Origin of the sequence: Thalassobaculum sp. OXR-137 (assembly GCF_034377285.1) — a bacterium.
Taxonomy (GTDB): domain Bacteria; phylum Pseudomonadota; class Alphaproteobacteria; order Thalassobaculales; family Thalassobaculaceae; genus Thalassobaculum.
In genome coordinates this window covers 4,487,930-4,514,191 of the sequence record NZ_CP139715.1, presented here as the reverse complement: position 1 = coordinate 4,514,191, position 26,262 = coordinate 4,487,930, and the positions used below count along the sequence as shown (strand labels likewise).

Genomic DNA, 26,262 nt, shown 5'->3' with positions numbered 1-26,262 from the left:
TGCCCCATATCGTCAGGGCGACCGCAGACCGGAGTTCCGATGTCCCCCCGATCCCATGCCCGCCCTGACGCGAAGGGCGACTGGAACACAATTCGCACGCTGATGCCGTATCTCTGGCCGCCCGGCCAGAATGCCATCCGGGCGCGGGTGGTGGCCGCGGTGCTGTGCCTGGTCATCGCCAAGATCGCGACGGTCTACGTGCCGATCCTGTACAAGGATGCGGTCGACCTGATCTCCGGCGGCACCGATTTCGCCATCACCGCGCTGATCGGTATCGTGATCGGCTACGGCCTGCTGCGGGTCGCCCAGCAGGCGTTCGGGGAGTTCCGGGAATTCTTCTTCGCCCGGGTGGCGCAGCGGGCGATCCGCACGGTCGCGCTCAAGACCTTCGGCCACCTGCACGCCCTGTCCCTGCGCTTCCACATGGACCGCCAGACCGGCGGCCTGTCCCGGGCCATCGAGCGCGGGGTGAAGGGCATCGAATTCCTGCTCTCGTTCATGCTGTTCAGCATCCTGCCGACGCTGATCGAGATCGCCATGGTCTGCGGCATCCTCTGGTACTTCTTCGACGTCTGGTACGCGGTGGTCACCTTCGTGACGATCGCCGGCTACATCGCCTTCACGATGTTCGTGACCGAGTGGCGGCTGAAGTTCCGCCGGCGGATGAACGAGCAGGACCAGACCGCCAACACCCGCGCCATCGACAGCCTGCTGAACTTCGAGACGGTGAAGTATTTCGGCAACGAGCAGCACGAGGCGGACCGCTACGACGGCTCCCTGCGGCGCTACGAGGATGCCGCCGTCGCCTCGCGCAGCTCGCTGTCGCTGCTCAACGTGGGGCAGGGCTTCATCATCGCCGGCGGGTTGATCGCGCTGATGTCCATGGCCGGCTACGGGGTCAAGGCCGGGGCGATGTCGGTCGGCGACTTCGTCATGGTGAACACGTACCTGATCCAGCTCTTCCTGCCGCTGAACTTCCTCGGCTTCGTCTATCGCGAGATGAAGCAGTCGCTGGCCGACATGGAGGCGATGTTCCGCCTGCTCGACGTCCGGCGCGAGGTGGCGGACAAGCCGGACGCCACGGCGCTCACCCAGGGGCCGGGCCGGGTCGAGTTCGAGGACGTCCGCTTCGCCTATCGCGAGGACCGCCAGATCCTGCAGGGCATCTCCTTCAGCGTCGAGCCCGGCCAGACCGTCGCCATCGTCGGACCCAGCGGGGCCGGCAAATCGACCATCTCGCGCCTGCTGTTCCGCTTCTACGACGTCACCGGCGGCGCGGTGCGGATCGACGGCGCGGATATCCGCGACGTCACCCAGCAGAGCGTGCGCGCGGCGCTCGGCATCGTCCCCCAGGACACGGTGCTGTTCAACGACACGATCTACTACAACATCGCCTACGGACGGCCCGGCGCCTCGCCCTCGGAGGTGGAGGCCGCCGCCCGCCACGCCAGCATCCACGACTTCATCATGGGTCTGCCGGACGGCTACCAGACGGCGGTTGGCGAGCGGGGCCTGAAACTCTCCGGCGGCGAGAAGCAGCGGGTCGCCATCGCCCGCACGATCCTGAAGGATCCCCGGATCTACGTGTTCGATGAGGCGACCTCGGCCCTGGACAGCCACACCGAGCGGGCGATCCAGCAGAGCCTGCGCGAGGTGTCGCGAGGCCGCACCACCCTGGTCATCGCCCACCGCTTGTCGACCATCGTCGATGCCGACCAGATCCTGGTGCTGGAGGCCGGCCGCATCGTCGAGCGCGGCCGTCATGGTGAACTGCTTGCCCGCAACGGCGCCTATGCCGCCATGTGGCGCCGCCAGCTCGAGACCCGCGAGGAGGAGGACGAGCGGATCGGGGCCGAGACGGAACTCGTGCCGGGCTGATCGCGGTCGACTATCCGCGCGGCGCCTGCGTTCGGCGGATTTAACAATGCCGGTTCCTCCCCTACACTCGCCCCAAGGACCGGAGCAATTCCGGCGTTAACGGTTTGGAGAGCGGTTCCCGGTTCAGATTGCGGTGCGCTGAACCGATCGTGCTCTGGGGAGGAAGTACGGAATGCGGATCGCCCGTGCGGCTGCCTTTGCCACGCTGTTGGCATTTCCGGTCCAGGACGCGGCGGCTTCCGGATTCCAGATCAGGGAACAGAGCGCCAGCAAGCTCGGCAATGCCTTCGCGGGGGCAGGCTCATCGGGCGACGATGCGTCCATCCTGTTCTACAACCCCGCCGGTATCGCGCTGTTCGACGCGCCCCAGGCCCAGGCTGCCGTCTCGCCGATCTCGCCGCAGATCGAGTTCAGCGGCTCGGCCACCGACGCCACGGGAGGCCCGGTATCGCGCGGGGACGGGGGCGACGCCGGGTCGCCGGTGGCCGTTCCGAGCGCCTATCTGGTCGCGACGATCTCCGACCGGGTCAATCTCGGTCTGGCGCTCAACGTGCCGTTCGGCCTCGTCACCTCCTATGACGACGACTGGGTCGGTCGCTACCACGCGATCACCTCGGAACTTCAGACCGTGTCGATCACCGGGGTCGCCTCGCTGAAGATCAGCGACCGGCTCAGCATCGGCGGCGGGCCGGTCGTCACCTACGCTCAGTCGCGGCTGACGAACGCGATCGATTTCGGGTCGGTCTGCGTCGGCACGATCGGTCTCGGACCCTGTTCTTCTTTCGGTGCCCTGCCGCAGCAGGCGGACGGGAAAATCGACCTGCAGGGCAGCGACTGGGGCATGGGGGCGACCGCGGGACTCCTCTACGAACCGGTGAAGGGCACCCGGATCGGGCTGTCCTGGCGCAGTCAGGTCCGGCTGAAGGTCGAGGGCGACGCCGATTTCGACGTGCCGGCCAATGCCGCCATCCTGACCTCCGGCGGCGCCTTTACCGATTCCCCAGGATCGGCCGAGGTCACCTTGCCGGAGACCATCGGCCTCAGCGTCCATCATGACATCACCGACACGGTCGCCGTCATGGGGGACGTGGTCTGGACCGGATGGAGCCGCTTCGACGAGCTGCGGTTCGTCTTCGACAACCCGGCCCAGCCGGACGCGGTGACCCCGCAGAACTGGAACGACACGATCTTCGTCGCTCTGGGCGCGACCTGGCGCCCGACCGACGCCTGGACCTTGCGGACGGGCGTCGCCTACGATCAGAGCCCGACGGAGCAGAACTTCCGCACGCCACGGATGCCGGACAACGACCGGTACTGGGTCTCCCTCGGCGCCGACTACCGGATCGATCCGCGCTGGACGGTGTCGGCCGGCTACACCCATATCTTCGTCGAGAGCTCCAGGATGGATCACTCGGAGGCTGCCGCCGGCACGCTGCGCGGTTCCTACGAGGGCTCGATCGACGTTCTCACCCTCGGAGCGACCTTGCGCTTCTGACGCAACTTCCTGACATCGACGGGTCTGCGTCCCCTTGGTAGAACGGGGGCGTCAACCGGTGGAAAGGTATCGACATGGCGAAGCGGGCAGCGAACGCGGTCCCTGGCGGCGGTCTCATCGACCCCCAGAAGCTCGAGATCATGACCGCGCTGGAACGCAAGGTCCTGTGGCTGGCGATGTGGACAATCCACAACGCCAACCACATCCGCGACAGCCGCGACGGGCTCAAGGTCGGCGGCCACCAGGCGTCCTGCGCCTCGCTCAACACCATCATGAGCGCGCTGTATTTCGACGTGCTGCGCCCGCAGGACCGGGTCGCCGTGAAGCCCCATGCCAGCCCGGTCTTCCACGCCATCCAGTACATGATGGGCCGCCAGTCGGTGGACCAGCTCCAGCGCTTCCGCGGCTATGGCGGTGCCCAGTCCTATCCGTCGCGCACCAAGGATGCCGACGAGGTCGATTTCTCCACCGGCTCGGTCGGTCTCGGCGTGGCGATGACGCTGTTCTCCTCCATGGTGCAGGACTATGTCCGCATGCAGCACCTGGTCCAGGACCCGGAGCGCGCCGGCGAGGCGCCCGGCCGCATGGTCGCCCTGGTGGGTGATGCCGAGCTCGACGAGGGCAACGTCTACGAGGCGATGCTGGAGGGCTGGAAATACGACGTCCGGAACCTGTGGTGGGTGATCGACTACAACCGCCAGAGCCTGGACGGGGTGGTCTCCGACGGCCTTTTCCAGAAGATCCGCCAGTTCTTCGGCACGGTGGACTGGGAAGTCGTCATGCTGAAATACGGCAAGCGGCTGGAGCGGGTCTTCACCCAGCCAGGCGGCGACACCTTGCGCAACTGGATCGACGAATGCCCGAACGACCTCTACTCGGCCCTCACCTTCAAGGGCGGGGCGGGGGAGCCGGGCGTGTGGCGCGACCACCTGAAGAAGGACCTGCGCGGCGTCACCGGCATCAAGGCGATCCTGGAGGATCACGACGACGTCGAGCTGCACAAGCTGATGACCAACCTGGCCGGCCAGGACATGGAGGCGGTGCTCGAGGCGTTCCACGGCGTCACCGACGACCGGCCGCGCTGCTTCATCGCCTATACGGTCAAGGGCTACAACACCCCGCTCGGCGGCCATAAGGACAACCACTCCGGCCTGATGACCCCCGACCAGATGGCCCGCTTCAAGGCGGATCACGGTATCGAGGACGGCGAGGAGTGGGAGCCGTTCGCCAAGGCCGGGGTGGACGAGGGCACTCTGCGCGAGTTCGTGCAGGTGGTGGATTTCAACGCGCCGGGTTCGCGCATCCACAAGGCCGACAAGGTCGAGATCCCGTCGGTCCTGCCGATCCGCGGGCAGAAGACGATCTCCACCCAGATGGCCTTCGGCTCGGTGCTGCACGAGCTGTCGCGCGGCAACTCCGCCCTCGCCTCGCGCATCGTCACCACCTCGCCGGACGTGACGGTGTCGACCAATCTCGGCGCCTGGGTGAACCAGCGCGGCATCTTCTCCCTCGACGTGCGCAACGACGTGTTCCGCCAGGAGCAGGTGGCCTCGGCCCAGAAATGGATGCGCCACGGCGGCGGCCAGCACATGGAACTGGGCATCGCCGAGAACAACCTGTTCATCCTGCTGGCGGCGCTGGGCCTGTCCGGGCCGCTGTTCGGCACGCGGCTGCTGCCGGTGGGCACGCTGTACGATCCTTTCATCGCCCGCGGCCTGGATGCCCTGAACTACGCCTGCTATCAGGATGCCCGCTTCATGCTGGTCGCCACGCCGTCCGGCGTGACTCTGGCGCCGGAGGGTGGGGCGCACCAGTCGATCTCCACCCCGCTGATCGGTCTCGGCCAGCCGGGACTCACCAGTTTTGAGCCGGCCTATGCCGACGAGCTGGCGCAGATCATGCGCTGGGGCTTCGAGCACATGCAGGAAGAGAAGGGCGGCTCGGTCTATCTGCGCCTGTCCACCCGCTCCCTGGAGCAGCCGGACCGCAAGCTCGACGACGAGATGATCGCGGACATCCTGGCCGGCGCCTATTGGCAGGTCGAGCCGGGACCGGAGGCCGAGCTGGCGCTGGTCTATACCGGCGCGGTGGCCCCCGAGGTGATGGCGGCCTACGAGCAGATGGCCGACGACATTCCGGGCCTGGGCGTGCTGGCGGTGCCGTCGGTCGACCGGCTGTATCACGGCTGGCAGAAGAGCCTGCGTGGCCGCAATGGCAGCGGACCCGGGTCTAGCCATGTGGAGAAGGTGCTGTCGAAGCTGGCGCCGGGCGCGTCCCTGGTGACGGCCCAGGACGGCCACCCGGCGACCCTGAGCTGGCTCGGTTCCGCCACCGGCCGGCGGGTCTATCCGCTGGGCGTCACTGGGTTCGGCCAGTCAGGCGACATCCCGGACGTCTACGCCCATTACGGCATCGACACCGCGTCCATCGTGGATATGGCCGCGACGGCCTGTCTGGGGCGGTGATCCAACTACTCGCAACCCGTCATCCCGGTTTGTCCCCGGACCCGTTCCGGGGCAAGACCGGGACCGTGGCCCCGCCGCGGCTCCGGGTCCCGGCGGAGGCGGCTTGGTCCTGACGTTCGTCAGGACGACGGTTGAGGGTGCGAACGGACGCACCACCCCTCCCGTCATCCTGTCCCGGATTAAATCCGGGATCGTTTCAGGATCAAGCCGGCAGCTCGTCCGACGTCGCGAGGATCCTGATTTGCGTCAGGATGACGGCGCTTGAGCGCCGTCATTTCTCCGGCAAAGACCGCAAATACGCGATGATCGCCGCCATGTCGCTGTCGGACATGTGCGCGTAATACCCGTAGCCCATCGGCGGCAGCAGCTTGCGGCCGTCCTTGGCCACGCCGGAGCGTACCGCTGTGGCGATCTCCGCGTCGGTCCAGTCGGCCAGGCCGAGCGGCGTCAGGTTCGGCGCCACGCTCTCGCCCCACGGGCCCTGGAACTTCAGCCCGCCGCCGCCGAGCGCATTCACGACGTCCGGCGCGCCGGTGGCGCCGGGGCTTGAGTGACACTCCACGCAATGGGCGACCGGGCCCGCCAGATAGCCGCCATAGGCGACGGCATCCGCCGGATCCGGCGCGGCGACATGACCGACCGGCGGCCCCCAGCTCGGCGGCACCGGCACCCGGTAGACGCTCGCCGGGGTTTCGTTCTTCACCGCCGGGAGGCTGCGTAGATAGGCCACCAGCGCCATCGCGTCGGCGTCCGACATCCCACGATACAGGCCGATGGGCATCGGCGGGCCGATCACGCTGCCGTCGGGCCGCACACCCTCGCGGATGGCGCGGACGATCTCCGCGTCGCTCCAGCCGCCGATGCCGGTTTCCATGTCCGGCGTGATGTTGGAGGCGTAGACCGTCCAGACGGCGTTGTCTTCCATCAGCCGGCCGGAGAGCGCTTTGCTCATGTCGGGACCCTGCGGGCCGAACGGGGTGTGACAGTTGCCGCAGGCGGCCACCGCGTTCATCAGATAGGCGCCGCGCTCGACCGGTGTGTCGGCGGCCAGGGAGATGGAGGAAACGCACAGGAGGTTCAGCCCGGCCGCAGCCAGGGTGATAAGAAAACGATGCATGGAGGACCTCGCCCAATCCGCAACCGACCGGCGAGAGGCTATCAGCGTGAAGTGCCCGAGGCTATCCGATTTGGGGGTGGCGACCGGATCCGGATGCGACACTTAAGGTCGCAATGCACTATTGCCTTGCTCTCGGCCGGCTGCGGCGGTGGAATGACTCGCCCGTTACCCTGGTTCGCACCAACCCCCCGAGAGGGCGCCATGAACGAGCAATCGACCCGCATCTTCCGCGCCGCCAGCCGGGCGAAATACAACGAAGGCTACATGCCCGGCTTCGGCAACGACTTCGAGACCGAGGCGCTCGAGGGCGCGCTGCCGATCGGCCAGAACTCGCCGCAGCGCTGCCCCTACGGTCTGTATGCCGAGCAGCTTTCCGGCACGCCCTTCACCGCGCCGCGCGAGACCAACAAGCGCTCCTGGCTCTACCGGATGCGGCCGACGGTTCAGCATATCGGCGACATGACGCGGATCGAGCTGCCGCACTGGCGCTCCGCCCCGACGGTTGGGGAGAGCGACCTGCCGCTGGCGCCGATGCGCTGGGACCCCGCCCCGATTCCGGCCGATGCCGGCACCTTCCTGACCGGCATGCGCACCATCTCCACCGGCGGCGACGTGCATACCCAGACCGGCTTCGCCATCCACACCTACGCGGTGACCGAGAGCATGGACGCCGAGGTGTTCTGGAACGCCGATGGCGAGATGCTGGTGGTGCCCGAACTCGGGGCGTTGCGGATCTTCACCGAAATGGGCGTGCTCGACATCGCGCCGGGCGAGATCGCGGTGCTGCCGCGCGGCATCAAGTTCAAGGTCATGCTCGCGGGTGACGATCAGGCACGCGGCTATATCTGCGAGAATTACGGCGACCACTTCACCTGTCCGGAACGCGGGCCGATCGGGGCGAACTGCCTGGCCAACCGGCGCGACTTCCTCTCCCCCGTGGCCGCCTATGAGCGGCGCGACGGCACCGCCCACCGGATCGTCGTCAAATGGGGCGGCAGCTTCAACGCCTGCGAGATCGACCACTCGCCCCTGGACGTGGTGGCGTGGCACGGCAACTACGCGCCGTACAAGTACAACCTGCGCCATTTCTCGCCGGTCGGGCCGATCCTGAACGACCACGCCGATCCGTCGATCTTCACGGTACTAACGGCGCCCTCGGGCACGCCGGGGACGGCGAATATCGACTTCGTGATCTTCCCGCCGCGCTGGCTGGTGGCCGAGGACAGCTTCCGGCCGCCCTGGTACCACATGAACGTGATGAGCGAGTTCATGGGGCTGATCGAGGGCGTGTACGACGCCAAGCCCCAGGGCTTCGTGCCGGGCGGCATGTCGCTGCACAACATGATGCTGCCCCACGGACCCGACGCGGAGGCGTTCTACGGCGCGTCGGTGAAGGAGCTGACGCCGCAGAAGCTGGAGAACACCCTGGCCTTCATGTTCGAGACCCGGTTCCCGCAGCAGCTTACCCGCTACGCCGCTGCGCTGCCGACCCTGCAGGTGAAATATCCCGACTGCTGGCGGCCGCTGCGCAACCATTTCGACCCGGACCGGCCGGTCTGGAACGGGGACTAGGCGCGGTGATCGACAGGACCGAAGGGGTGGCGAGAGCCGGTCTCCGAACGCGGCACGATGGGCCGCGGGTCAACGATTTCGTCCGCGACGAGCCCGGCAGACCGACCTTCGGCGCGGTGGCCAAGGAAGGCAGCACGCCGGTCGATTGGCGCTACACCATGTGCCCGATCGATTCCGACGTGCTGGCATTCGGACCGTTCCGCGGCCTGGTGGCACAGTGGCGGATGCGCATCCGGCGCGGCGAGCTCCTGCCGCGGCGCGACGACTTCCAGTTCGAGGATTTCGCCGACTGGCTGGGCCGGATCTTCATCGCCAAGGTCGAGCGCGATCCGTTCAACCTGCGCTTCACCCTCTGGGGGGTGAAGCTGGTGGAGTGGTGGCGCGTCGACTACGCCAACCGGACCCTGGGCGAGCTTTCCTCGAACCCGGATCTCTGGCGGATGACCGAGATCCAGTACTTCGCCGAGATGGACCGCCAGCCGTTCATCGGCGTCGCCTGCGGCTTCCTCTCCCAGCACGGCCTCGCCCATATCAAGGTGCTCGGCCTCGACCTGCCGTTCTCCGACGGGAACGGCCTGACCCATGTGATCTCCACCCATATGAAGATCGATCTGGGCGAGACCATCGAGGACGTGCTGCCGGACTGCCCAATCTCGGATTTCACGCCGCCCTATTGAGCGTGATGCATTGAGTGCCTGGATATCGGGCACGGAATGTCCAATCATTGAGCACCGATTGCGGCTGCCCGTCCCTTGGGCGGGTGGTCTTCTCCCGGAAGCCGCCGGTCGGCGCCGTGGTCCCGTTTTTGCACTTGCGAGACGTGCCTGTGCGCTCTCCCGATATGCCGGCGACGGCACCAGGGGAAGGGAGAGACCTATCCGCATGACGCAACGAAGCGCCCGACCCTCGAAGTCGGGGCAATGGACATTCAGGAGAGAAGTACTATGGGGATCTTGAGGAAAACGGTCATGTCGGCGGTGGTCGGCGCCTCCATCGCCCTGACGGCCGGGTCGGCCTCGGCGGCGGAGTGGATCATGGCGTCCGGCTATCCGGACAGCAACTTCCACACCCAGAACATCAAGAAGTTCATCGAGGAGGTCGAAGCCACGACCTCGCTGAAGATTCAGCTCAACTCGAACGACACGCTGATCAAGCACGACGCCATCAAGACGGCGCTGCAGCGTGGCCAGATCCCGATCGGCGAAATCCGCCTCGGCGTCTACGGCAACGAGGATCCGATGTACGTCCTCGCCGGCCTGCCCTTCATCGCCGCCAACTACACCGAGGCGTGGCTGCTGAAGGACATGCAGAAGGGCTATTTCGACAAGATCTTCGCCGAGCAGGGTCTGCGGATCCTGTACTACGCCCCGTGGCCGGGCCAGGGCTTCTACACCAAGTTCCCGGTGAACGGTGTGGAGGACTTCAAGGACAAGAAGCTGCGCATCTACTCCACCGCCACCCAGCAGATGGGCGAGATGCTCGGCTTCAACGCCACCATCCTGCCCTTCGCTGAAATCCCGCAGGCCTTCTCCACCGGCCTGATCGAGGCGCTGTTCACCAGCCCGCAGACCGGTATCGACATCCAGGCCTGGGACAACACCTCCAACTTCACCTATGCCGGCGCGATCTTCTCCAAGAACGCCGTCGTGGTGAACGAGTCCTACTTCTCGGCTCTGCCGGTCGAGGAGCAGATGGCCATCCTGAAGGCCGCCGAGGCCGCCGAGCTGCGCGGCTGGGAGATGAGCGCGCAGACCACCGCCGCGCAGATGAAGACCCTCCAGGACAACGGCATGGCCACCGCCAGCGCCCCGCCGACCGTCATCGCCAAGATGAAGGAAATCGGCAAGGTGATGATGGACAACTGGCGCAAGGACGCCAGCCCCGAGGCCGCCGCGGTTCTCGACCGCTACCTCGCGCTGCAGTAACCCAGCGTGCCGCCGCCGGCTCCCGTCTCGGGGGCCGGCGGTTTTCGTTTGCCCCCGTGACTTACACCGCAGGACGCGCGCCATGCGCCAAGCTCTCGACCGGCTCTATCTCTGGAGCGGCTATCTGTCGGCCATTTTTCTGGTGGGGATCGCGCTGACGATCATCGCCCAGGTCGTCGCCCGCTTCTTTCCCAAGCACATCGTCGTGGATTCCACCGAGAGCGCCGGCTTCTGCCTGGCGGCCTCGACGTTTCTCGGCCTTGCCTACACCTTTCGCCACGGCGCCCATATCCGGGTCACGCTGCTGACCCGGCTGGCGACGGGGCTGGCCGACCGTCTGGCCCATCTGTGGAGCCTCGCGGTGTTCGCCGTGATCATGGGCTTCATGACGTACTATTCGGTCGACCTGGTCTATTTCTCCTACAAATTCCACGACATAAGCCCGGGCCTCCTGGCCATACCCTTCTGGATCCCGCGCTCGGCCATGGCGCTCGGCTCGCTGATCCTGCTGATCGCCCTGATCGACGAGATCGTCAGCGTCGCCCTCGGCAAAACGCCGAGCTACGTGGAGAACGACATGCAGGCCTACGAGGCCCATGACGACACCCCCGCCGTTCTGGATCGGGAGCGTGGCTGATGGACGCCGGGATCATCACACTCATCCTCTTCGTCCTGCTGCTGGGCCTGCTGGCCTCGGGCCTGTGGGTCGCGCCGACGCTGATCGCGGTCGGATACCTGGCGCTCGGGGTGTTCTCGCCGGCGCCGGCGGGCACGCTGCTCGCCAGCACCGTGTGGGACGCGAGCTGGAACTGGGCGCTGACGGCGCTGCCGCTGTTCGTGTGGATGGGCGAGATCCTGTTCCGAACGCGATTGTCGTCGGACATGTTCAACGGGCTCGCTCCCTGGACCTCGCGCCTCCCGGGCGGGCTGCTGCACGTCAACATCCTGGGCTGCGGCGTCATGGCGGCGGTCGCCGGATCCAGCGCCGTCACCTGCGCCACGGTCGGCCGCATGTCGATGCCGGAGTTGCGCAAGCGCGGCTACGACGAGGGGCTGGCGATCGGCACGCTGGCCGGATCCGGTACCCTGGGCCTGCTGATCCCGCCGTCGATCATGCTGATCGTCTACGGTGTCGTCGCCCAGGTCTCGATCTCGCGGCTGTTCATCGCCGGCATCGTGCCGGGCATCATGATCATCGCGATCTTCATGACCTATGTGGGGATCCGGGCGACGCTGAACCCCAGCCTGGCGCCGAAGCCGGACCGGCATCTGAGCTTTGGCGAGAAGCTGTGGGCGTCGCGCTTCCTGATTCCGGTCATGGGGCTGATCTTCGTCGTGCTCGGCTCGATCTACGGCGGGTTCGCCACGCCGACCGAGGCGGCGACCATCGGCGTGGTCGGCGCCCTGGTCCTGGCGGCGGTCAGCCGCTCGCTGACCTGGAGCTCCTTCATGGAGAGCCTGATGGGGGCGGTGCGGACCTCCTGCATGATCGCCTTCATCCTGGCGGGGGCGGCGTTCCTGTCGATCGCCATGGGCTTCACCGGCGTGCCCCGCGTGCTGGCGGGCTACGTGGACGCCTGGAACCTGTCGCCCTTCGCGCTGATCGCGCTGCTGACGGTGCTCTACATCTTCCTCGGCTGCTTCCTCGACGGCGTGTCGATGATGGTGCTGACGGCGGCCGTGGTGCTGCCGATGGTGGAGAAGGCGGGGATCGACCTGCTGTGGTTCGGCATCTTCACGGTGATCGTGGTGGAGATGGCGCAGATCACGCCGCCGGTCGGCTTCAACCTGTTCGTCCTTCAGGGCATGACAGGGCGGGACATCCTGAAGGTGACCAAGGCGGCGATGCCGTTCTTCGCGCTCATGCTGTTCGGCATTCTCCTCATCACCCTGGTGCCGGAAATCGTGCTGGGTCCGGTGCAGTTCATGCTGGCCAAATAGACCGACGGCGCCAGCGCCCGACCGCAACGAAAAAGGCCCGCGCCGAAGCGCGGGCCTTTCTGCATCCGCAAGGGACTGCCGATCAGTTCATAGGGGTCAGCAGCATGCCCTCGGTCTTCTTGGCGTAGCCGTCGGCGTCGTAGGCCGTGGCCGTGTCGAGCTGCTCCTCGGTGTACGGAACGATCACCGCGATCTCATCGGACTCGTTGCGGTACATCTCGACCTCCTTGAAGGCCATCGCCACCGGCTTCTCGCCGAGGCCGAGGAACCCGCCGACATCGACGACCATCGCGTCAATCTTGCCGTCGGCCGTCACCAGAACCTCACCGACTTCGCCGATATGGTTGAACTTGGTGTCATAGGCCCAGGCACCGTCGAGGGTTGCCGCCTCGATCTTCTCGGAGCTGAGCTTCTTGCGGCCTTCCATGAAGGACTCGCGGTTGTTCTTCGGCTCGGTAGCCGTGGTGGTCGCATCCTTGTCCACCGCGGCGACGGTCGAGGTCGCCGGCACGTTGTTCGCCGTCGACTCCTTCGTTGTCGGGGTCTTGTCGTCCAGGGACGTGGTGCGCTCCGGAGCCTCGTAGGCGCCGGCCTTCTCCAGCTCTTCCTTGGTCAGGGCGGAGACCAGACGGTACTCGTCGTCGCCGGCCTTCTCGAAGGAGAGACGGCTGAAGTCGACGGCGACGTTCTTCTCGCCCATGCCCAGGAACCCGCCGACGCCGATGATCACGGCCTTGATCGAGCCGTCCTCGCCGACGATGGCGTCGTCGATTTCACCGATCCGGTCGGCATCTTCGGCGGTGGACGCGTAGACGGAGTGACCCATCAGGTTGGACGCGAGATAGCCGCGGATCTGCTTGGCGCCGATCGTGTCGACGGATTCGAAGCGCATGTTGGTCTGAGCGTCGGAGGCAGCGATCGCCGGGCCCGACATCAGTGCGACGAGCGCCGTGGTGGCGAGCATCTTCTTGATCATGTTCTTCCCTCGATTCGTTGGGCGGCGTGGGTGACCGCATGGTTAACCAACGGGAGCAAGGGAGCGCAGTTCCAGGCGTTCGGTGTCGGCAGTGACACAAGTGATGCGTTTGATGCGACCTACGTTTTCGTGGCCGGATCGGCTGCGGCCGGATCGAAGTCGGACAGTCCGTTGAGCCGGCGCCAGTGGCGGGCGATCTCGTCCCGCCGGGCGACCCAGATGCCGCCCTTGGCCTGGATATGCTCCAGCACCCGGGCGAGGCCGGCGATGCGGCCCGGACGACCGATGATCCGCAGATGCAGGCCGATGGAAAGCATCTTGGGCGCCGTGCGGCCTTCCTCCCACAGCCAGTCGATGGCGTCGCAGCAGTAGCGGGCGAAATCCTCGGCGAAATGGAACCCGCCGCCGCGCTGGAACCGCATGTCGTTGGTGTCGAAGGCGTAGGGCAGGACGATATGGGGGCGGCCCCCGACCTCCAGTATCATCGGAAGGTCGTCGCCGTAATGGTCGCTGTCGTAGAGGAACCCGCCTTCCTCGACCAGCAGGCGCCGGGTGTTGGGGCTGGCCGCCGAGCGGGTGTGCCAGCCGAGCGGGCGCACGCCGGCGGCCTCGCGGATCTCCGCCACGCAGCGGGCGATGACGTCGCGCTCATGCGCCTCGTCCATGTTGGCGTGGCGCTCCCAGCGGTAGGAGTGGCAGGCGATCTCGTGGCCGCGCGCCGCCATGTCCCGGGCCAGCCAGGGCGACAGGGTGAGGGCGCGGGCACAGCAGTTCATCTGCGCTTTCGCCCCGTACCGGTCGAACAGCTCCATGATCCGCCAGTAGCCGGCACGGGTGCCGTAGTCGAAATGGGTGTCCTTGGCCGGGTCGGGGACGCCGACCACCTCCTCGACGATCTCGTAGACCGCCTCGTTGCGCTCGTCGCCGAGGGAAACGGAGAGTTCCGCCCCTTCCTCCACATTGACGACGAAGGACACCGCCAGCCGGGCGTCGGCCGGCCAGTGCGGATGCGGCGGGGTGCCGCCGTAGCCCTTCAGGTCGCGGTTCATGCGCCGTCGGCCTCAATCAGCGCCTTCAGGGCCAGGGCGGCGGCCGGAACCGGTTCCACGATCGGCAGGCTGGCCTCCGCGCCGAGCGCGCGCGCCGCCTGGGCCAGCGGCCCGCCGCCGACGATCACCGCGTCCACCTCCAGCGTCCCGGTCGCTTCGGCCAGCATCTCCCGCAGGGTCGCCATCAACAGTTCCGGGTCGCCCATCACCTTGTAGGGGTCGCCCTTGATCCGCAGGATGTCGACCAGCCGGTCGCCCTCGCCATAGACGACGGCCAACGCCCGCAGGTGCTCGTTCAGGTCGGGGGTGGTCGACAGGATGGCGAAGCGGCCATGGCGCCCCGCGGCCTGCATGGCGGCCTCGGCGATGCCGACCACCGGCACGTCCAGCAATGCCCTCAGATCCTCCAGCCCGGGATCCAGGAACGCCGACAGGATCACCCCCTCGCAGGGGTCGAGCCCGTCGCGGAACAGCCTCAGGAGCGAGGCGGTCGCCCGCTCCGCGCCGGCCATGTCGGTGATGATCGGCGGCGCGTCCTCGTTGGTCTTCAGCCGGACCGTCCAGTCGGGGCCGAGCGCTTCCTGGGCGAACGCGCCCATCAGATCGGTGGAGGCCCGCGTGCTGTTCGGGTTCAGCAGCAGGATGCTGTGGCCGGAGCCTTGATCGGCGGCGGACAGGGTCAGCGCTCCTCGAAGGAGATCGGCTGCGCCCCTTCCCACAGGCACAGGCGGCCCAGCTCGGCCAGGTTCTCCAGGCCCGAGGTGATGGTGATGAAGTGGTTGCCGGCGAGCTGGCCCATCTTCGAGGCGAACTGCACGCCGCCATAGGCCAGCAGGATTTCGGTCTCGCTGATGCCGCCCGGATAGAGCAGGATCTGGCCCGGTGCGGGATAGCTTGTGTGGTTCTCGTAGCCGACGCCGAACTCCAGGTCGCCGAGCGGCAGCCACACGCCTTCGCCGCTCCAGCGGACATGCACCGCCTTGCTGACGAAAGGCATCTGCTTGCGGAAGGCGGCGACGGTCTTCGGGGCCGCGGCCTCCTCGAATTTCGCCTCGAAGGTGAGGGGTCCGGCGGTGACGGTGAGGGCGCTCGGCATGGGCGTGTCCCGAAGGTTGTGACGGTGCGGATCACAGCCTGCCGCGCCGGCCGTCGCACTGCAAGATCGCCCGCGCGCCCGATGTCGGCCGCCTGCGGATTTCCCGTCCGCCGTCGCTGTTTCTTAACGGTTTGTGAGGTTTCCGCCGGTAGACTCCCTTCAAAGGGTGGGTAAGACTCCCCGGGGAAAGGGGGGCGCCACCGGTTCGGGAGAAGACCATGAAACAGATCACCGTCTCCATCCGGTCCGCCGAAACGTCGGATGCCGTCGGGTTGGCCCGCGTCCAGATCGAGACGTGGCGCGATGCCTATGTGGGCATGCTGCCGGACGAAGCGCTGATCGACCTCGACGAGATGCGCGCGGCCGTCCGCTGGACGCGGCTGGTTGCCCATCTCGAGGAACCGGACCGGCTGTCGGTGGCGGTGGTCGATGGCGACGTGGTCGGCTTCTGCCATGGCGGAAGCGGCCGGCGCGCCGTGTCCGCGGCCCTGGGCGCCGCCGACCGGATGGCCGAGATCTATGCCCTGTACGTCGATCCCAGCTTCCAGAGCCTCGGCATCGGCCGCGCCCTGCTTGGCCATGTGGCGCAGGGACTCGAGTCGGACGGTTTCACCGCGCTGACGATCCTCACCCTGGAGAGCAACCGTCACGGCAGGCGGTTCTATGAGACCCTCGGCGGGGCGGCAGGCGAGGCGGTTCCCTCGGTGATCACCGGCGCGCCGATCGACCAGACTCCCTATGTCTGGAGCGATCTTTCGGTTTTGGTGCGCCGCATCGAGACCGCCCAGGGTTAGGGATGGCGGGGCGGTCGCGCGGTTCCGCCTGATCGCCCGGAAAACCGCCGCTTGCCGGACCTTCGCGCTTGCAGTAGCTTCCGGCGCTTCCTGAGCACCGCGCCTGGGGGCAAAAGATGACCGATCGCGTTCTTATCCTGGATTTCGGCAGCCAGGTCACACAGCTGATCGCCCGCCGGGTACGCGAGAACGGCGTCTACTGCGAGATCTTCCCCTTCAACGTCGATCCCGAGCGCATCCGAGACTTCGGCGCCGCCGGCATCATCCTGTCGGGCGGACCCTCCTCGGTCTATGGCGAGGACGCGCCCCGCGCCCCCGAGCTGGTCTTTGAGATGGGCGTGCCGATCCTCGGCATCTGCTACGGCTCCCAGCTCCTGTGCCACCAGCTCGGCGGCACGGTGGAGAAGAGCGACGAGCAGGAATTCGGCCGCGCCGAGATCACCGTCAAGGACAGCTGCCTGCTGTTCGACGGCCTGTTCACCCCCGGCACGGTCGAGCCCGTCTGGATGAGCCATGGCGACCGCATCGCCGCCGTCCCGCCGGGCTTCAAGACCGTCGCCACCACCCCGTCCGCACCCTTCGCCTCCTTCGCCAACGAGGAGAAGCGGATCTACGGGCTGCTGTTCCATCCGGAGGTGGTGCATACCCCGCGCGGCGGCCAGCTCCTGCGCAACTTCACCCATAAGGTCGTCGGCCTGAAGGGCGACTGGACCATGGCCGCCTACAAGGACCAGGCGATCGCCAAGATCCGCGAGCAGGTCGGCGACGGCAAGGTGATCTGCGGCCTGTCCGGCGGCGTCGACAGCTCGGTGGCGGCCGTGCTGATCCACGAGGCGATCGGCGACCAGCTCACCTGCGTGTTCGTCGATCACGGGCTGCTGCGCGCCGGCGAGGCGGAGGAGGTCGACCGCCTGTTCCGCCAGCACTACAACATCCCGCTGATCACCCGCGACGCCAGCGACGTCTTCCTGGGCGAGCTCGAGGGCGTCGACGACCCGGAGGTCAAGCGCAAGACCATCGGCCGCCTCTTCATCGACGTGTTCGACGAGGAGGCCAACAAGATCGACGGCGCGCGCTTCCTGGCCCAGGGCACGCTGTACCCGGACGTGATCGAGAGCGTGTCGCCGACCGGCGGCCCGTCGGTCACCATCAAGTCGCACCACAATGTGGGCGGCCTGCCGGACTACATGAAGCTGGCGCTGGTGGAGCCGCTGCGCGAGTTGTTCAAGGACGAGGTTCGCGCGCTCGGCCGGGAGCTGGGCCTGCCGGAGACCCTGGTCGGCCGCCACCCGTTCCCGGGGCCGGGCCTCGCCATCCGCGTGCCCGGGGCGATCACCCGCGAGAAGCTCGACATCCTGCGCAAGGCCGACGCGATCTATCTCGACGAGATCCGCAAGGCCGGCCTGTACGACGAGATCTGGCAGGCCTTCGCCGTCCTGCTGCCGGTGCGCACCGTCGGGGTGATGGGCGATGCCCGCACCTACGACTACGCCTGCGCCCTGCGGGCGGTGACGTCGAGCGACGGGATGACGGCGGATTACTACCCGTTCCCCCACGACTTCCTCGGCCGCACCGCCACCCGCATCATCAACGAGGTGCGCGGCATCAACCGGGTGACCTACGACATCACCTCCAAACCGCCGGGGACGATCGAGTGGGAGTGAGGCGGTAGGGCCGCCCTGGCGTCCGCTTCCCGCCCTAATCCTTCTCGAAGAACTCCACCAGCAGCTCCGTCAGGACCCGGATCTTGCGGGCCGGATGCTGGCCGGGCGGGCGCATGAGATAGACGCCCGCCGGTGGCGGCGGGTGGTTCGTCATGACCTGTACCAACGCGCCTGAGGCCATGTACTCGTCGGTCAGGCAGTCGGGCAGGGCGGCGATGCCGAGCCCGGCGACCGCGGCGGCGGCGAGCGCTGTGCCGCTGTCGGCCTTGAAGCGGCCCTGGGGCCGGACCGTGACGATCCGGTCGCCATCCATCAGCCGCCAGCTCTCCGTCCCCTGCATGAGCGCATGGTGGGTCAGCAGTTCGGCGGCGGTCTGCGGCGCGCCATGGGCCTCGATATAGGCCGGGCTCGCCACGAACTTGCCGAACACCGGCCCGACCCGCCGGGCGATCAGGTCCGAATCCTGAAGATGGCCGACCCGGATCGCGCAGTCGAAGCCCTCGGCGATCAGATCCACGAAGCGGTCGGTATAGGAGGCATGGATGTGCAGCAGCGGGTGACGCCGCGCCATCTCTGCGAGCAGCGGCGCGAAATAGGTCGGGGCGAAGGACAGCGGTGCCGAAACCCGCAGGCGGCCGCGCAGATCGCCGTTCGGCAGGATGGCTTCGCGCGCCACATCCAGTTCCGCGCAGACCCGCGCCGCATGGTCCCGGAACGTCGCCCCGGCCTCTGTCAGGGCCGCGCCGCGGGTCGAGCGCGACAACAGCTGGACGCCAAGCTCCGCCTCCAGCCGGAGGAGCCGGCGGCTGACGATGGACTTGGACACGCCGAGTCGCCGCGCGGCGGCGGAGACGCCGCCCGCGTCGGCCACGTCCACGAAGGTCTGCAGGTCATCGGTGTCCATTCGGCGTTCCTCAATCTGCGACACAGCGTGGCAAAACCGATGGCTACCGTATCACGAAATGGAATGGCTATGTCCTCGCCAGCGGCACGGCACTCGGTCCGTGCGTCCGCACAAGCCTCCCCCACTCGGCATCAGAGGATCACACCATGTCCTTCCGCAACGGTCTCGCATCGCTTCTTCGCCCTGAAGACTCGGTCCTGGTTATGATCGACCACCAGCCGTTCCAGCTCGCAAACCTGCACAGCCACGATCCGCAGATGGTGGTGAACAATTCGGCCGGCCTGTCCAAGGCCGCCAAGGCTTTCAAGGTGCCGACCATCCTGACCAGCGTGCTGGCCGACCGCGGCGGGCTGATCTTCCCGCAGATCACCGAGGTGTTTCCGGGCCAGGAGGTGATCGACCGCACCCTGATCAATACCTGGGAGGACAAGACCGTCGTCGACGCCGTCACGGCGACCGGCCGCAAGCAGCTCATCATCGCCGGCCTGTGGACCGAGGTCTGCGTCGCCATGCCGGCGATCCAGGCGGCCGGCGAGGGCTGGGACGTCACCGTGGTCACCGATGCCAGCGGCGGGGTCTCGGTGGAGGCCCACCAGGTGGCGATCCAGCGCATGCTCGCCGCCGGCGTGAACATGATGACCTGGCTTGCGGTGGCGGCCGAATGGCAGCGCGACTGGGCCCGCGAGGAGACGGCGGAGGGTGTGACCGAGGTCATGCTTCAGCACGCCGCCGGCAGCGGCATCGCGTTCTTCTGGGAGCAGCAGTTGCTGAACACCCCGGTGCCGGGCGGCGCCGCCTGATCGATCCGAGGATGACGGGCGTGCCGTGCTGGATGACGCCCGTCATCCGACCCTTCGGGAGGCTCACGCCGTCCCAGGGAGGGCGAATTTGACTAACCTCGGTCTTTCCAACAAGGTATCGGCCATTGCGTAATTAGAGGCCGCGCGAACAATGACGCCAGACGAGTTCACGAGAATTGTTTCGCCGACCGTTCTGGCCAACAAGTCTTTCAACAAGATTTTCTGCATCGGCTACAATAAGACGGGCACGACGTCCTTAGAACAGGTGCTGCGGCTTTACGGATATCGGCTTCCCGATCAGCACGAGCAGGAAATCCGCCTCAGCAAACAGGTGTTCTCGACCAACTACCAGGAGATGAAGGGGTACTGCAGCCGGTTCGACGCCTTTCAGGACATGCCCTTTTCCCAGGGGCTGACCTATGTGGCGGCGGATGCGCTGTTCCCGGACAGCAAGTTCATCCTGACCGAGCGCGACTCGGACGCCTGGTTCGCCTCGATGTGTAATTTCCACCGGAAGGTCTTCCAGGCCGGGGAGATGTCGAAGCTCACGGAAGAGGACATCCGGGACCGGTTCACCTACCTCTATCCCGGCTACGTCCACGACACCAAGACGATGCTGTTGAGCGTCTTCCGCGGCGGAGAGCGGGAGGTCCGGTGGGACAAGCTCTACGACAAGGACTACTACGTCGGGATGTACGAATCCCGGAATGCCGAGATCAAACGGTACTTCTCCAACGCCCCGGACAAGCTGCTGGTGATCGACATCACGCAGGAACAGGACACCGCGAAGATCTGCGAGTTCCTGAACATTCCGACGCACATGAAGATCGCGGTGCCGCACTCGAACCAGACGTGATCGAGGGGCCGCACCGGGCTGCAAGGCGATTGCCCGCGTGCCGGCGCGCCCCTGAGGAGGGGCGCCGGCACCAGGTCGAGGTCAGAGCGACGCCAGGTCGATATCCAGAACGGTCATGTTGAACTGGTAACAGACCTCGCCGTCCTCGTCGTCGCGGAAGATGACGCCGAGGAACTCGTCGTCCAGCGTGACTTCGACGGAATCGTCCTTGTTCGCGCGCGGGACGAGGGCGATCCGATTGTTCGAAAAGCGATTGCGCAGATACGCCTGTACCTGAGCGATTTCCTTCGGGGTCACGTCTGTCTCCTCCCTATGAGCGTATCGGGCTGTTAAATAACTTGCGATGTGGTGAGTACGAGCTCGCTGTCCTCCACGGCTTATCGCAGGCGGCTGGGGTCGCGCAACCGCGATGGCGGTTTGGCGCAACGCCCGGATGGCTTAGAAGGGTACCCGATATCCGCCGAGAGACCGCCATGACCCCCCATCCTTCCCCGTCCGATCCCTCATCCGGCACCGCGCCCGCGGGTGCGGCCTCCGAAGACATCGTCATCGACTGCGATCCCGGCATCGACGACGCCATCGCCATCCTGCTGGCCGCCGCTTGCCCCGACCGGGTGCGCATGGCGGCGATCACCGCCACCCACGGCAATGTCGGCCTGGCCCTGACCGCCCGCAACGCCCGCAAGGTGCTGACGCTGGCCGGCCGATCGGACGTGCCGGTCCATGCCGGCTGTCCGCGCCCGCTGACCGCGCCGATCCACGACGCCGCCCATATCCACGGCGGCAACGGACTCGGCGGGGTGGACCTGCCGGACGGCGCCGGCGGCATCGACGACGCGCACGGCGTGGATGCGCTCATCGCCGAGGCCGAGCGGGGCCGCACGCTGGTCGCGGTCGGGCCGCTGACCAACGTGGCCGTGACCCTGATCAAGCGGCCCGAGACCGCCGCGCGCTGGCGCCGGCTGGTGATCATGGGCGGCGGCGTGGCCCGCGGGAACGTCACCCCCCAGGCCGAGTTCAACATCTTCACCGACCCGGAGGCAGCCCGCACCGTGCTGACCACGACCCTGTGGCCGGCGGAGGCGCGCCCGGTGCTGTTTCCGCTCGACGCCACCCATCAGGCGCTGCTGTCGCCGGCCTGGATCGCCGATCTCGCCGCGTCGGGCGGCACCGTCTGCAGGACCGCGGCGGCCATGCTGGGCGGCTACGAGACCCCCAGCACGGCGGAGCGCGGCGGCAAGGCGGTGCATGACGCCATGGCGGTGGCGTGGACCATCCGGCCGGAGCTGTTCGAGACGCGGCCGGCGCGGGTCGATGTGGTGACCGACACCGGTCCGTCGCGCGGCCGCACGGTCGCCGATTTCGCCTCGAGCGAACCGACGGCCGATATCGTGACCGGCGTGGACGCGCCGGCTTTCATCGACTGGCTGAAGGACCGGCTGGTGGCGCTGGACGCCGCCCGCCCCGGCGACTGATCGCCGACGCACACGGGACGTCCCGCATGACGTCCGACGGAAAACTTGGCATGGTAGGACAATGACGCTGACTGATCCTCTGATCGCCACCCTGGTGGTTCCCCTTGCGGTGACCGTGGCCGTCGCCCTGGCGCTGCGGCTGGTCGGCGGTGCCGGAACCGGGGCGCGGATCGCCGATTTCGGGATCCCGGTGGGCATGATCGTCGCCGTGGCGATTCTGCCCGGCCTGGCGCCCACGCCGCCGGTCACCATGATGGAGAAGATCGTCTGGCTGGCGGCGGCCGGCGGGCTGGTCGGTCTGCTGGTCGAGATGGTGACCCAGACCCGCTTCATCTCCGTCCTGCTGGCCTTCTTCTGGCCCTTTCTGGCGGTGGTCTGGACGTCGGGCATCGATGTGACCGCGATCGTCTCCGGCGAGACGCCGGCCCATAAGTTCCCCTACCGGGTGTTCGAGGTCTCCGCCGTCGCCGGCCTGATCGTCGGGCGGATGCATCAGCTTGCGGAAGTCGAGCTCTGCGCGCCGGTGGCGATGACCGTGATCGCCGCCGGGCTGGGCGTGCTGGGGCTGGTGACCGGGCCGAGCTATGCCTGGGCGATCGGTCTGCCGCTGGCGGCGGCCGGCCTCGGCTGGGTGATCTGCAACTGGCCGAACCGGCGCCTGCCGTTCGGCGCGCCGGGCGAGATCGGCGGCGGTGCAGTGGCGATCGCCCTGGCGGCGGTCATGGTCTACCAGGCGAAGCTCCCGGTGGTTCTGGTGCTGCTGGTGCTGTCGGCCCTGGCGATCGAGCCGCTGGCCCGCCGCTTCGTGGCGACCAACGCGCTGACCAAGTCGGACGCGGTGCGGCCGATCGCCCTGGCGGCGATCCTGGCCCTGCCGGCGGCGCTGGCGGTGGTTCTGGCACTCTACGCCCCGGCCCTGATCCCGAACCTCTACCGGCCGTAGGGGGCGTTTCCAATTCTTCAACATTGCCCGGATTTATTCCGGGCCGAGGCGTCAGCGCGCTTCCAAGCTTGGCCCGTCTTTCCCCAGCCCTTGCCCCGGCACAAGGCCGGGGAGTGCGTGGGAAGGGGATGTGGGTGAGGAGTCTGAACATCCCATTTCGTCATCCCGGACCACCCCGGACTTGATCCGGGCCTCGCCGGGATGACGGCGGTGTAAGGGGCTTACGCCAGCCCCTCCAGCCCGGCATCGACGCTGAGCGACTGGCCGGTGATGTTGCGGCCGGCCTCGGAGCAGATGAACAGGATCTGGTGGGCGATGTCGCCCGCCGTCACGAACCGCTTCATCAGGGTCACGTCGGCCATCTTGGTGCGCATCTCGTTCTCGGAGATGCCGCCGGCTTCCGCCTTCGCCCGGATCACCCGGTCGATGCGCGCACCCTCCACCGGACCCGGCTGGACGCAGTTCACGCGGATCCCGTGCGGGCCGAGCTCCATGGCGCAGGTGCGGGTGAAGCCGACGATGCCGAACTTCGCCGCCGAATAGGGGCTGCGCAGCGGGAAGCCGAACTTGCCGGCCGCCGAGGACAGGTTGACGATGCTGCCGCCGCCCGACTTGATCAGCGCCGGCACCGCCTTCTGGGTGCCGAGGAAGGCGCTGGTCAGGTTCACGGTCAGACAGGCGGTCCAGTCCTCCAGCGACACCTCTTCCACCGGCGCGGTCGGCCCGGCGGTGCCGGCGTTGTTCACCATGATGTCGAGCCCGCCCAGGGTCTCGATCCCCCTGTCCATGAAGTCCTGGAAGGCGGCCGCGTCGCCGACGTCGCAGGGCACGCCCTGCAGGCCCGGAATGGTCGCCTTGGCGTCCTCCAGCGCGTCCACGTCCAGGTCGCAGGTATAGACGGTGGCGCCGGCCGCGGCGAAGACCTCGGCGGTCTTGCGGCCGATGCCCTGGGCGCCGGCGGTGATGATGGCGCGCTTGCCCGTCAGATCGAGTTTCATGGGGTCCCTCCGGTCCTCGGTTTCTTGATCGGAGGCGACTATAGCGGGGGGAATATGGACGCGTCAGTCGTCCAGATTGAGTTTCTGACGCACGTCCTTGCGGATGACCTCCACGTCCTTGCCGCTCAGCATCACGCCGGCGACGACGAAGGCCAGGGCGAGGCCGATGGCCGAGGCCATGGCGCCGGTGCCCCAGGCCGGTCCGTAGGTCTCCCAGATGAACACCGTGCCGAACCAGAACCCGCCGAAGGAGGCCAGGGCGGCGAACAGCAGGAAGCCGACCCGCACGCACAGCCCGCCGATGCGGTTGGCCGACATCAGCTCGCGGAACATCGCCGAGGCCTCGGCTTCGGCGATAGCGCGGGTGATCTTGGTCTGCGCGATCCGAGCCCAGTCGTTGTAGGACATGCCGGTGCTGCCATCGAGGCGGCCCGGGTTGAGGATCGCCTCCTTCAGGTCCGCGACGATGGCGGCGGCCCGTTCGGCCGGCGTCTTGCGCTTCAGGCTCGGATAGATCGGGCCGTCATCGGAGTTCGCCGGCTGCTCGCGGAACACCGGAGGCGGCACCGCGCCCGCGCCGGGGCTCGCGGCCCCGCGACGCGGCGGCGGGGTGGCGCGGGCAGGGCGGTTGGACGGTGGGCGCATACGCTGTTCCGCTCGCATCGACATCGTTCCGGTCCGCGATCAGAGGACGCCGCGGAGCAATCTCTCGCGAAAATACCGGTTCAGCGTGTCGAAGGCGACCGAATCCAAATCGTTGAACGCCACGCCGACCGATCCGTCGGCCTCGTCCTTGCGCCGGACCTCGCCGTTGGTGCGGAACAGGGCGCCCGGGCCGGCGGTCGGCACGAAGACGCGCATGGCGGTGCTGTCGCCCGGCTCCAGCGCGCCGGAATATTCGAGAACCCGGAGGCCGCCCAGACTCCAGTCGCCGATGGCGTAGGGGGCGTTGCCGATGACCACGGTCATGGGCGCGGAGATGCGACGGGCGCGGCGGCGATCTGCGTTCTGGCTGCCCGAGGCGAGGGTGGCTGACATGGCGTCATCTCCGAATGGTGCTGCATCGTGTCCTGTGGAGCGGTGTCCGAGGGCACGGCTTCCGCCCGATATCCAGCAACCGGCGTGCCAGCGATCCGGCCTTTGAATTTCAACGATTCGCGCCCGGTGGTGCTGCCGCCGCTGCCGGTGCGACGGCAGAAACTGCCCGGTCGGATGCCGGGCAGAGACCGCCTTTGCCCAGTTGGGGGACGGCCCGGACGCCGGCGCGGACTCAGCCCGTGTGTTTGGTGATCTGCCCCTGGCTCGGCCAGGCCGGGCGGGTCGCCACGTCCTTCGAGCCGCAGGCGCTGCACCGCATCCGGGCGCCGATTTCCGGCACGGGGAAGTCCGGGCCGAGCTGCGCGACCAGCATGGCCGTCGCCGCCTCGGCATGGTGGCCGCAGCGGTTGCACCAGCAGAACACGCCGACCTTGGCCGACAGCAGATCCCCCAGATGGGCCGCACGCTGGGCGCGATCCGTCTTATCCATCAAGTCCCGCTTCAGCCGTCCCATCGCGCCACCGTCCTCGTTCCGTCGTCCGGGATGAGAACATAACAAGAACATTTGAAGCGAACAATCGGCACCGAAATTCAACCGGGCTTGGATTCAGCTAGAAGTTGTGCAGATGGCGAGGCGGCAGAGTGGATCGAAAATGAAGGCGGAAGAGACTCTTTGAGTGTGTTTGCGTATTTATTTATCGCGTCTCATACACACCCGATCCGTCATCCCGAACTCGTTTCGGGACCTTGCAAGGCCAAGGCTCCGATGAGGTCCCGAAACGAGTTCGGGATGACGGGTGAGGGGAGAGCGCGGAGTCCTGCGCCCTCAGCTCCGCACGAGCCGGGGCAGTTTCTCGAACACCGCGAGCACGTCGAGCAGGCTGCTGCTGCTCTTCAGCCGCTTCGGGCCGGCGAAGAGGGCGAAGGTCGGGCGCTTCTGGCCGCGGCGCTGGGTCTTCGACACCGAATACAGCGGCCGCTCGTGGGTGTGGCGGAAGATCGAGAACACCGCCATGTCGTCGTGCCGGTCCAGCGCGTAGTCCCGCCATTCGCCGGCGGCCACGCGGCTCGCATACAGCGACAGAAGCTGCCCCAGTTCATTGCGGGTGAAGAAGAAGTGGCGGACCGACTTGCGCGTGCTCGGGAGACGGATGAGATTTTCCATCGGCCGGCGGATATCCTTGCGTTACCTAGCCTGTCTGTCCGGAGAGTCTTCCTGAATTTGCCGGCGGGGTAAACCCCCAGCGGACACGCCGCGGCGCTGGGATTGCGTAAA

At 67.3% G+C, this 26,262-nt stretch carries 26 protein-coding genes; 14 read left to right on the top strand and 12 right to left on the bottom strand.

All coding sequences use genetic code 11. The features are described from left to right. The first annotated feature begins 39 nt into the window (after positions 1–39). From T8K17_RS21035 to T8K17_RS21025, 3 genes are all read left to right on the top strand, one after another. The gene (locus tag T8K17_RS21035; RefSeq protein WP_322331690.1) at positions 40–1,878 is read left to right on the top strand and encodes an ABC transporter ATP-binding protein/permease; all 1,839 of its coding nucleotides are present in this window, start codon (positions 40–42) and stop codon (positions 1,876–1,878) included. Between the two features lie 172 nt (positions 1,879–2,050). Continuing rightward, positions 2,051–3,373, top strand: a complete 1,323-nt coding sequence (locus T8K17_RS21030) for an OmpP1/FadL family transporter (RefSeq protein WP_322331689.1) — start codon at positions 2,051–2,053, stop codon at positions 3,371–3,373. 74 nt (positions 3,374–3,447) lie between these two features. Beyond that, positions 3,448–5,838, top strand: coding sequence for a transketolase (locus T8K17_RS21025; protein ID WP_322331688.1), 2,391 nt, complete (start codon positions 3,448–3,450; stop codon positions 5,836–5,838). 271 nt (positions 5,839–6,109) lie between these two features. Here the strand turns inward: T8K17_RS21025 and T8K17_RS21020 are convergent, their stop codons facing one another. Then, positions 6,110–6,955 (bottom strand): c-type cytochrome, encoded by an 846-nt coding sequence (locus tag T8K17_RS21020; RefSeq protein ID WP_322331687.1) that lies wholly within the window; start codon positions 6,953–6,955, stop codon positions 6,110–6,112. Between the two features lie 201 nt (positions 6,956–7,156). On the opposite strand from T8K17_RS21020, the gene hmgA reads away from it, so the two are divergent. From hmgA to T8K17_RS20995, 5 genes are all read left to right on the top strand, one after another. After that, positions 7,157–8,527, top strand: coding sequence for a homogentisate 1,2-dioxygenase (gene hmgA / locus T8K17_RS21015; protein ID WP_322331686.1), 1,371 nt, complete (start codon positions 7,157–7,159; stop codon positions 8,525–8,527). Positions 8,528–8,532: 5 nt separating this feature from the next. Next, positions 8,533–9,204: a hypothetical protein gene (locus T8K17_RS21010; RefSeq protein ID WP_322331685.1), complete on the top strand. Its 672-nt coding sequence runs from the start codon at positions 8,533–8,535 to the stop codon at positions 9,202–9,204. Between the two features lie 291 nt (positions 9,205–9,495). Beyond that, entirely contained in the window at positions 9,496–10,452 is a 957-nt protein-coding gene (locus tag T8K17_RS21005; RefSeq protein WP_322331684.1) for a TRAP transporter substrate-binding protein, read from the top strand. Between the two features lie 82 nt (positions 10,453–10,534). Then, a complete protein-coding gene (locus T8K17_RS21000; RefSeq protein WP_322331683.1) occupies positions 10,535–11,089 on the top strand; it encodes a TRAP transporter small permease in 555 nt (184 codons plus the stop codon). Continuing rightward, on the top strand, positions 11,089–12,393 hold the full coding sequence (locus T8K17_RS20995; RefSeq protein ID WP_322331682.1) for a TRAP transporter large permease subunit: 1,305 nt from the start codon (positions 11,089–11,091) through the stop codon (positions 12,391–12,393). The genes T8K17_RS21000 and T8K17_RS20995 overlap by 1 nt, the downstream gene beginning before the upstream one ends. An 82-nt stretch (positions 12,394–12,475) precedes the next feature. Here T8K17_RS20995 and T8K17_RS20990 read toward each other — a convergent pair whose 3' ends face one another. From T8K17_RS20990 to T8K17_RS20975, 4 genes are all read right to left on the bottom strand, one after another. Beyond that, on the bottom strand, positions 12,476–13,369 hold the full coding sequence (locus T8K17_RS20990) for a PRC-barrel domain-containing protein (RefSeq protein ID WP_322331681.1): 894 nt from the start codon (positions 13,367–13,369) through the stop codon (positions 12,476–12,478). Positions 13,370–13,488: 119 nt separating this feature from the next. Beyond that, positions 13,489–14,418 (bottom strand): polysaccharide deacetylase family protein, encoded by a 930-nt coding sequence (locus tag T8K17_RS20985; RefSeq protein ID WP_322331680.1) that lies wholly within the window; start codon positions 14,416–14,418, stop codon positions 13,489–13,491. Further along, positions 14,415–15,143 carry an aspartate/glutamate racemase family protein gene (locus T8K17_RS20980; RefSeq protein ID WP_322331679.1) on the bottom strand — a complete coding sequence of 243 codons (729 nt, stop codon included), beginning with the start codon at positions 15,141–15,143 and terminating at the stop codon, positions 14,415–14,417. Before T8K17_RS20980 ends, T8K17_RS20985 begins: the two co-directional genes overlap by 4 nt. Beyond that, complete coding sequence (locus T8K17_RS20975; protein WP_322331678.1) at positions 15,098–15,514, bottom strand: DUF3830 family protein; 417 nt, start codon at positions 15,512–15,514, stop codon at positions 15,098–15,100. The genes T8K17_RS20980 and T8K17_RS20975 overlap by 46 nt, the downstream gene beginning before the upstream one ends. A gap of 218 nt (positions 15,515–15,732) precedes the next feature. Here T8K17_RS20975 and T8K17_RS20970 point away from each other — a divergent pair, with 218 nt between their 5' ends. Then, positions 15,733–16,308 carry a GNAT family N-acetyltransferase gene (locus tag T8K17_RS20970; protein ID WP_322331677.1) on the top strand — a complete coding sequence of 192 codons (576 nt, stop codon included), beginning with the start codon at positions 15,733–15,735 and terminating at the stop codon, positions 16,306–16,308. Positions 16,309–16,424: 116 nt separating this feature from the next. Beyond that, positions 16,425–17,972 carry a glutamine-hydrolyzing GMP synthase gene (gene guaA / locus T8K17_RS20965; RefSeq protein ID WP_322331676.1) on the top strand — a complete coding sequence of 516 codons (1,548 nt, stop codon included), beginning with the start codon at positions 16,425–16,427 and terminating at the stop codon, positions 17,970–17,972. 34 nt (positions 17,973–18,006) lie between these two features. Here guaA and T8K17_RS20960 read toward each other — a convergent pair whose 3' ends face one another. After that, a complete protein-coding gene (locus T8K17_RS20960; RefSeq protein ID WP_322331675.1) occupies positions 18,007–18,876 on the bottom strand; it encodes a LysR family transcriptional regulator in 870 nt (289 codons plus the stop codon). 146 nt (positions 18,877–19,022) lie between these two features. Here T8K17_RS20960 and T8K17_RS20955 point away from each other — a divergent pair, with 146 nt between their 5' ends. Then, a complete protein-coding gene (locus tag T8K17_RS20955; protein ID WP_322331674.1) occupies positions 19,023–19,676 on the top strand; it encodes a hydrolase in 654 nt (217 codons plus the stop codon). Positions 19,677–19,827: 151 nt separating this feature from the next. Next, entirely contained in the window at positions 19,828–20,532 is a 705-nt protein-coding gene (locus T8K17_RS20950; protein ID WP_322331673.1) for a sulfotransferase, read from the top strand. Between the two features lie 81 nt (positions 20,533–20,613). Here T8K17_RS20950 and T8K17_RS20945 read toward each other — a convergent pair whose 3' ends face one another. Continuing rightward, positions 20,614–20,829: a DUF3126 family protein gene (locus tag T8K17_RS20945; protein ID WP_322331672.1), complete on the bottom strand. Its 216-nt coding sequence runs from the start codon at positions 20,827–20,829 to the stop codon at positions 20,614–20,616. 176 nt (positions 20,830–21,005) lie between these two features. On the opposite strand from T8K17_RS20945, the gene T8K17_RS20940 reads away from it, so the two are divergent. Together T8K17_RS20940 and T8K17_RS20935 are read left to right on the top strand one after the other, a co-directional pair. Then, the gene (locus tag T8K17_RS20940; protein WP_322331671.1) at positions 21,006–22,007 is read left to right on the top strand and encodes a nucleoside hydrolase; all 1,002 of its coding nucleotides are present in this window, start codon (positions 21,006–21,008) and stop codon (positions 22,005–22,007) included. 61 nt (positions 22,008–22,068) lie between these two features. Then, positions 22,069–22,950: a hypothetical protein gene (locus T8K17_RS20935; protein WP_322331670.1), complete on the top strand. Its 882-nt coding sequence runs from the start codon at positions 22,069–22,071 to the stop codon at positions 22,948–22,950. Positions 22,951–23,171: 221 nt separating this feature from the next. Here T8K17_RS20935 and T8K17_RS20930 read toward each other — a convergent pair whose 3' ends face one another. From T8K17_RS20930 to T8K17_RS20910, 5 genes are all read right to left on the bottom strand, one after another. Continuing rightward, entirely contained in the window at positions 23,172–23,948 is a 777-nt protein-coding gene (locus tag T8K17_RS20930; protein WP_322331669.1) for an SDR family oxidoreductase, read from the bottom strand. Positions 23,949–24,011: 63 nt separating this feature from the next. Beyond that, a complete protein-coding gene (locus T8K17_RS20925) occupies positions 24,012–24,593 on the bottom strand; it encodes a hypothetical protein (protein WP_322331668.1) in 582 nt (193 codons plus the stop codon). Positions 24,594–24,632: 39 nt separating this feature from the next. Further along, positions 24,633–24,986 carry a PilZ domain-containing protein gene (locus T8K17_RS20920; RefSeq protein ID WP_322331667.1) on the bottom strand — a complete coding sequence of 118 codons (354 nt, stop codon included), beginning with the start codon at positions 24,984–24,986 and terminating at the stop codon, positions 24,633–24,635. Positions 24,987–25,218: 232 nt separating this feature from the next. Beyond that, complete coding sequence (locus T8K17_RS20915) at positions 25,219–25,476, bottom strand: hypothetical protein (RefSeq protein ID WP_322331666.1); 258 nt, start codon at positions 25,474–25,476, stop codon at positions 25,219–25,221. Positions 25,477–25,812: 336 nt separating this feature from the next. Then, the gene (locus T8K17_RS20910) at positions 25,813–26,151 is read right to left on the bottom strand and encodes a DUF2794 domain-containing protein (RefSeq protein WP_322331665.1); all 339 of its coding nucleotides are present in this window, start codon (positions 26,149–26,151) and stop codon (positions 25,813–25,815) included. Positions 26,152–26,262 lie beyond the last annotated feature (111 nt).

Excerpts from the sequence above, each read along its gene's own strand:
- T8K17_RS21035 (WP_322331690.1), top strand. The coding sequence starts at position 40 with ATGTCCCCCCGATCCCATGCCCGCCCTGACGCGAAGGGCGACTGGAAC.
- T8K17_RS21030 (WP_322331689.1), top strand. The coding sequence starts at position 2,051 with ATGCGGATCGCCCGTGCGGCTGCCTTTGCCACGCTGTTGGCATTTCCG.
- T8K17_RS21025 (WP_322331688.1), top strand. The coding sequence starts at position 3,448 with ATGGCGAAGCGGGCAGCGAACGCGGTCCCTGGCGGCGGTCTCATCGAC.
- T8K17_RS21020 (WP_322331687.1), bottom strand. The coding sequence starts at position 6,955 with ATGCATCGTTTTCTTATCACCCTGGCTGCGGCCGGGCTGAACCTCCTG.
- hmgA (WP_322331686.1), top strand. The coding sequence starts at position 7,157 with ATGAACGAGCAATCGACCCGCATCTTCCGCGCCGCCAGCCGGGCGAAA.
- T8K17_RS21005 (WP_322331684.1), top strand. The coding sequence starts at position 9,496 with ATGTCGGCGGTGGTCGGCGCCTCCATCGCCCTGACGGCCGGGTCGGCC.
- T8K17_RS21000 (WP_322331683.1), top strand. The coding sequence starts at position 10,535 with ATGCGCCAAGCTCTCGACCGGCTCTATCTCTGGAGCGGCTATCTGTCG.
- T8K17_RS20995 (WP_322331682.1), top strand. The coding sequence starts at position 11,089 with ATGGACGCCGGGATCATCACACTCATCCTCTTCGTCCTGCTGCTGGGC.
- T8K17_RS20990 (WP_322331681.1), bottom strand. The coding sequence starts at position 13,369 with ATGATCAAGAAGATGCTCGCCACCACGGCGCTCGTCGCACTGATGTCG.
- T8K17_RS20985 (WP_322331680.1), bottom strand. The coding sequence starts at position 14,418 with ATGAACCGCGACCTGAAGGGCTACGGCGGCACCCCGCCGCATCCGCAC.
- T8K17_RS20975 (WP_322331678.1), bottom strand. The coding sequence starts at position 15,514 with ATGCCGAGCGCCCTCACCGTCACCGCCGGACCCCTCACCTTCGAGGCG.
- T8K17_RS20970 (WP_322331677.1), top strand. The coding sequence starts at position 15,733 with ATGAAACAGATCACCGTCTCCATCCGGTCCGCCGAAACGTCGGATGCC.
- guaA (WP_322331676.1), top strand. The coding sequence starts at position 16,425 with ATGACCGATCGCGTTCTTATCCTGGATTTCGGCAGCCAGGTCACACAG.
- T8K17_RS20960 (WP_322331675.1), bottom strand. The coding sequence starts at position 18,876 with ATGGACACCGATGACCTGCAGACCTTCGTGGACGTGGCCGACGCGGGC.
- T8K17_RS20955 (WP_322331674.1), top strand. The coding sequence starts at position 19,023 with ATGTCCTTCCGCAACGGTCTCGCATCGCTTCTTCGCCCTGAAGACTCG.
- T8K17_RS20950 (WP_322331673.1), top strand. The coding sequence starts at position 19,828 with ATGACGCCAGACGAGTTCACGAGAATTGTTTCGCCGACCGTTCTGGCC.
- T8K17_RS20940 (WP_322331671.1), top strand. The coding sequence starts at position 21,006 with ATGACCCCCCATCCTTCCCCGTCCGATCCCTCATCCGGCACCGCGCCC.
- T8K17_RS20935 (WP_322331670.1), top strand. The coding sequence starts at position 22,069 with ATGACGCTGACTGATCCTCTGATCGCCACCCTGGTGGTTCCCCTTGCG.
- T8K17_RS20930 (WP_322331669.1), bottom strand. The coding sequence starts at position 23,948 with ATGAAACTCGATCTGACGGGCAAGCGCGCCATCATCACCGCCGGCGCC.
- T8K17_RS20925 (WP_322331668.1), bottom strand. The coding sequence starts at position 24,593 with ATGCGCCCACCGTCCAACCGCCCTGCCCGCGCCACCCCGCCGCCGCGT.
- T8K17_RS20920 (WP_322331667.1), bottom strand. The coding sequence starts at position 24,986 with ATGTCAGCCACCCTCGCCTCGGGCAGCCAGAACGCAGATCGCCGCCGC.
- T8K17_RS20915 (WP_322331666.1), bottom strand. The coding sequence starts at position 25,476 with ATGGATAAGACGGATCGCGCCCAGCGTGCGGCCCATCTGGGGGATCTG.
- T8K17_RS20910 (WP_322331665.1), bottom strand. The coding sequence starts at position 26,151 with ATGGAAAATCTCATCCGTCTCCCGAGCACGCGCAAGTCGGTCCGCCAC.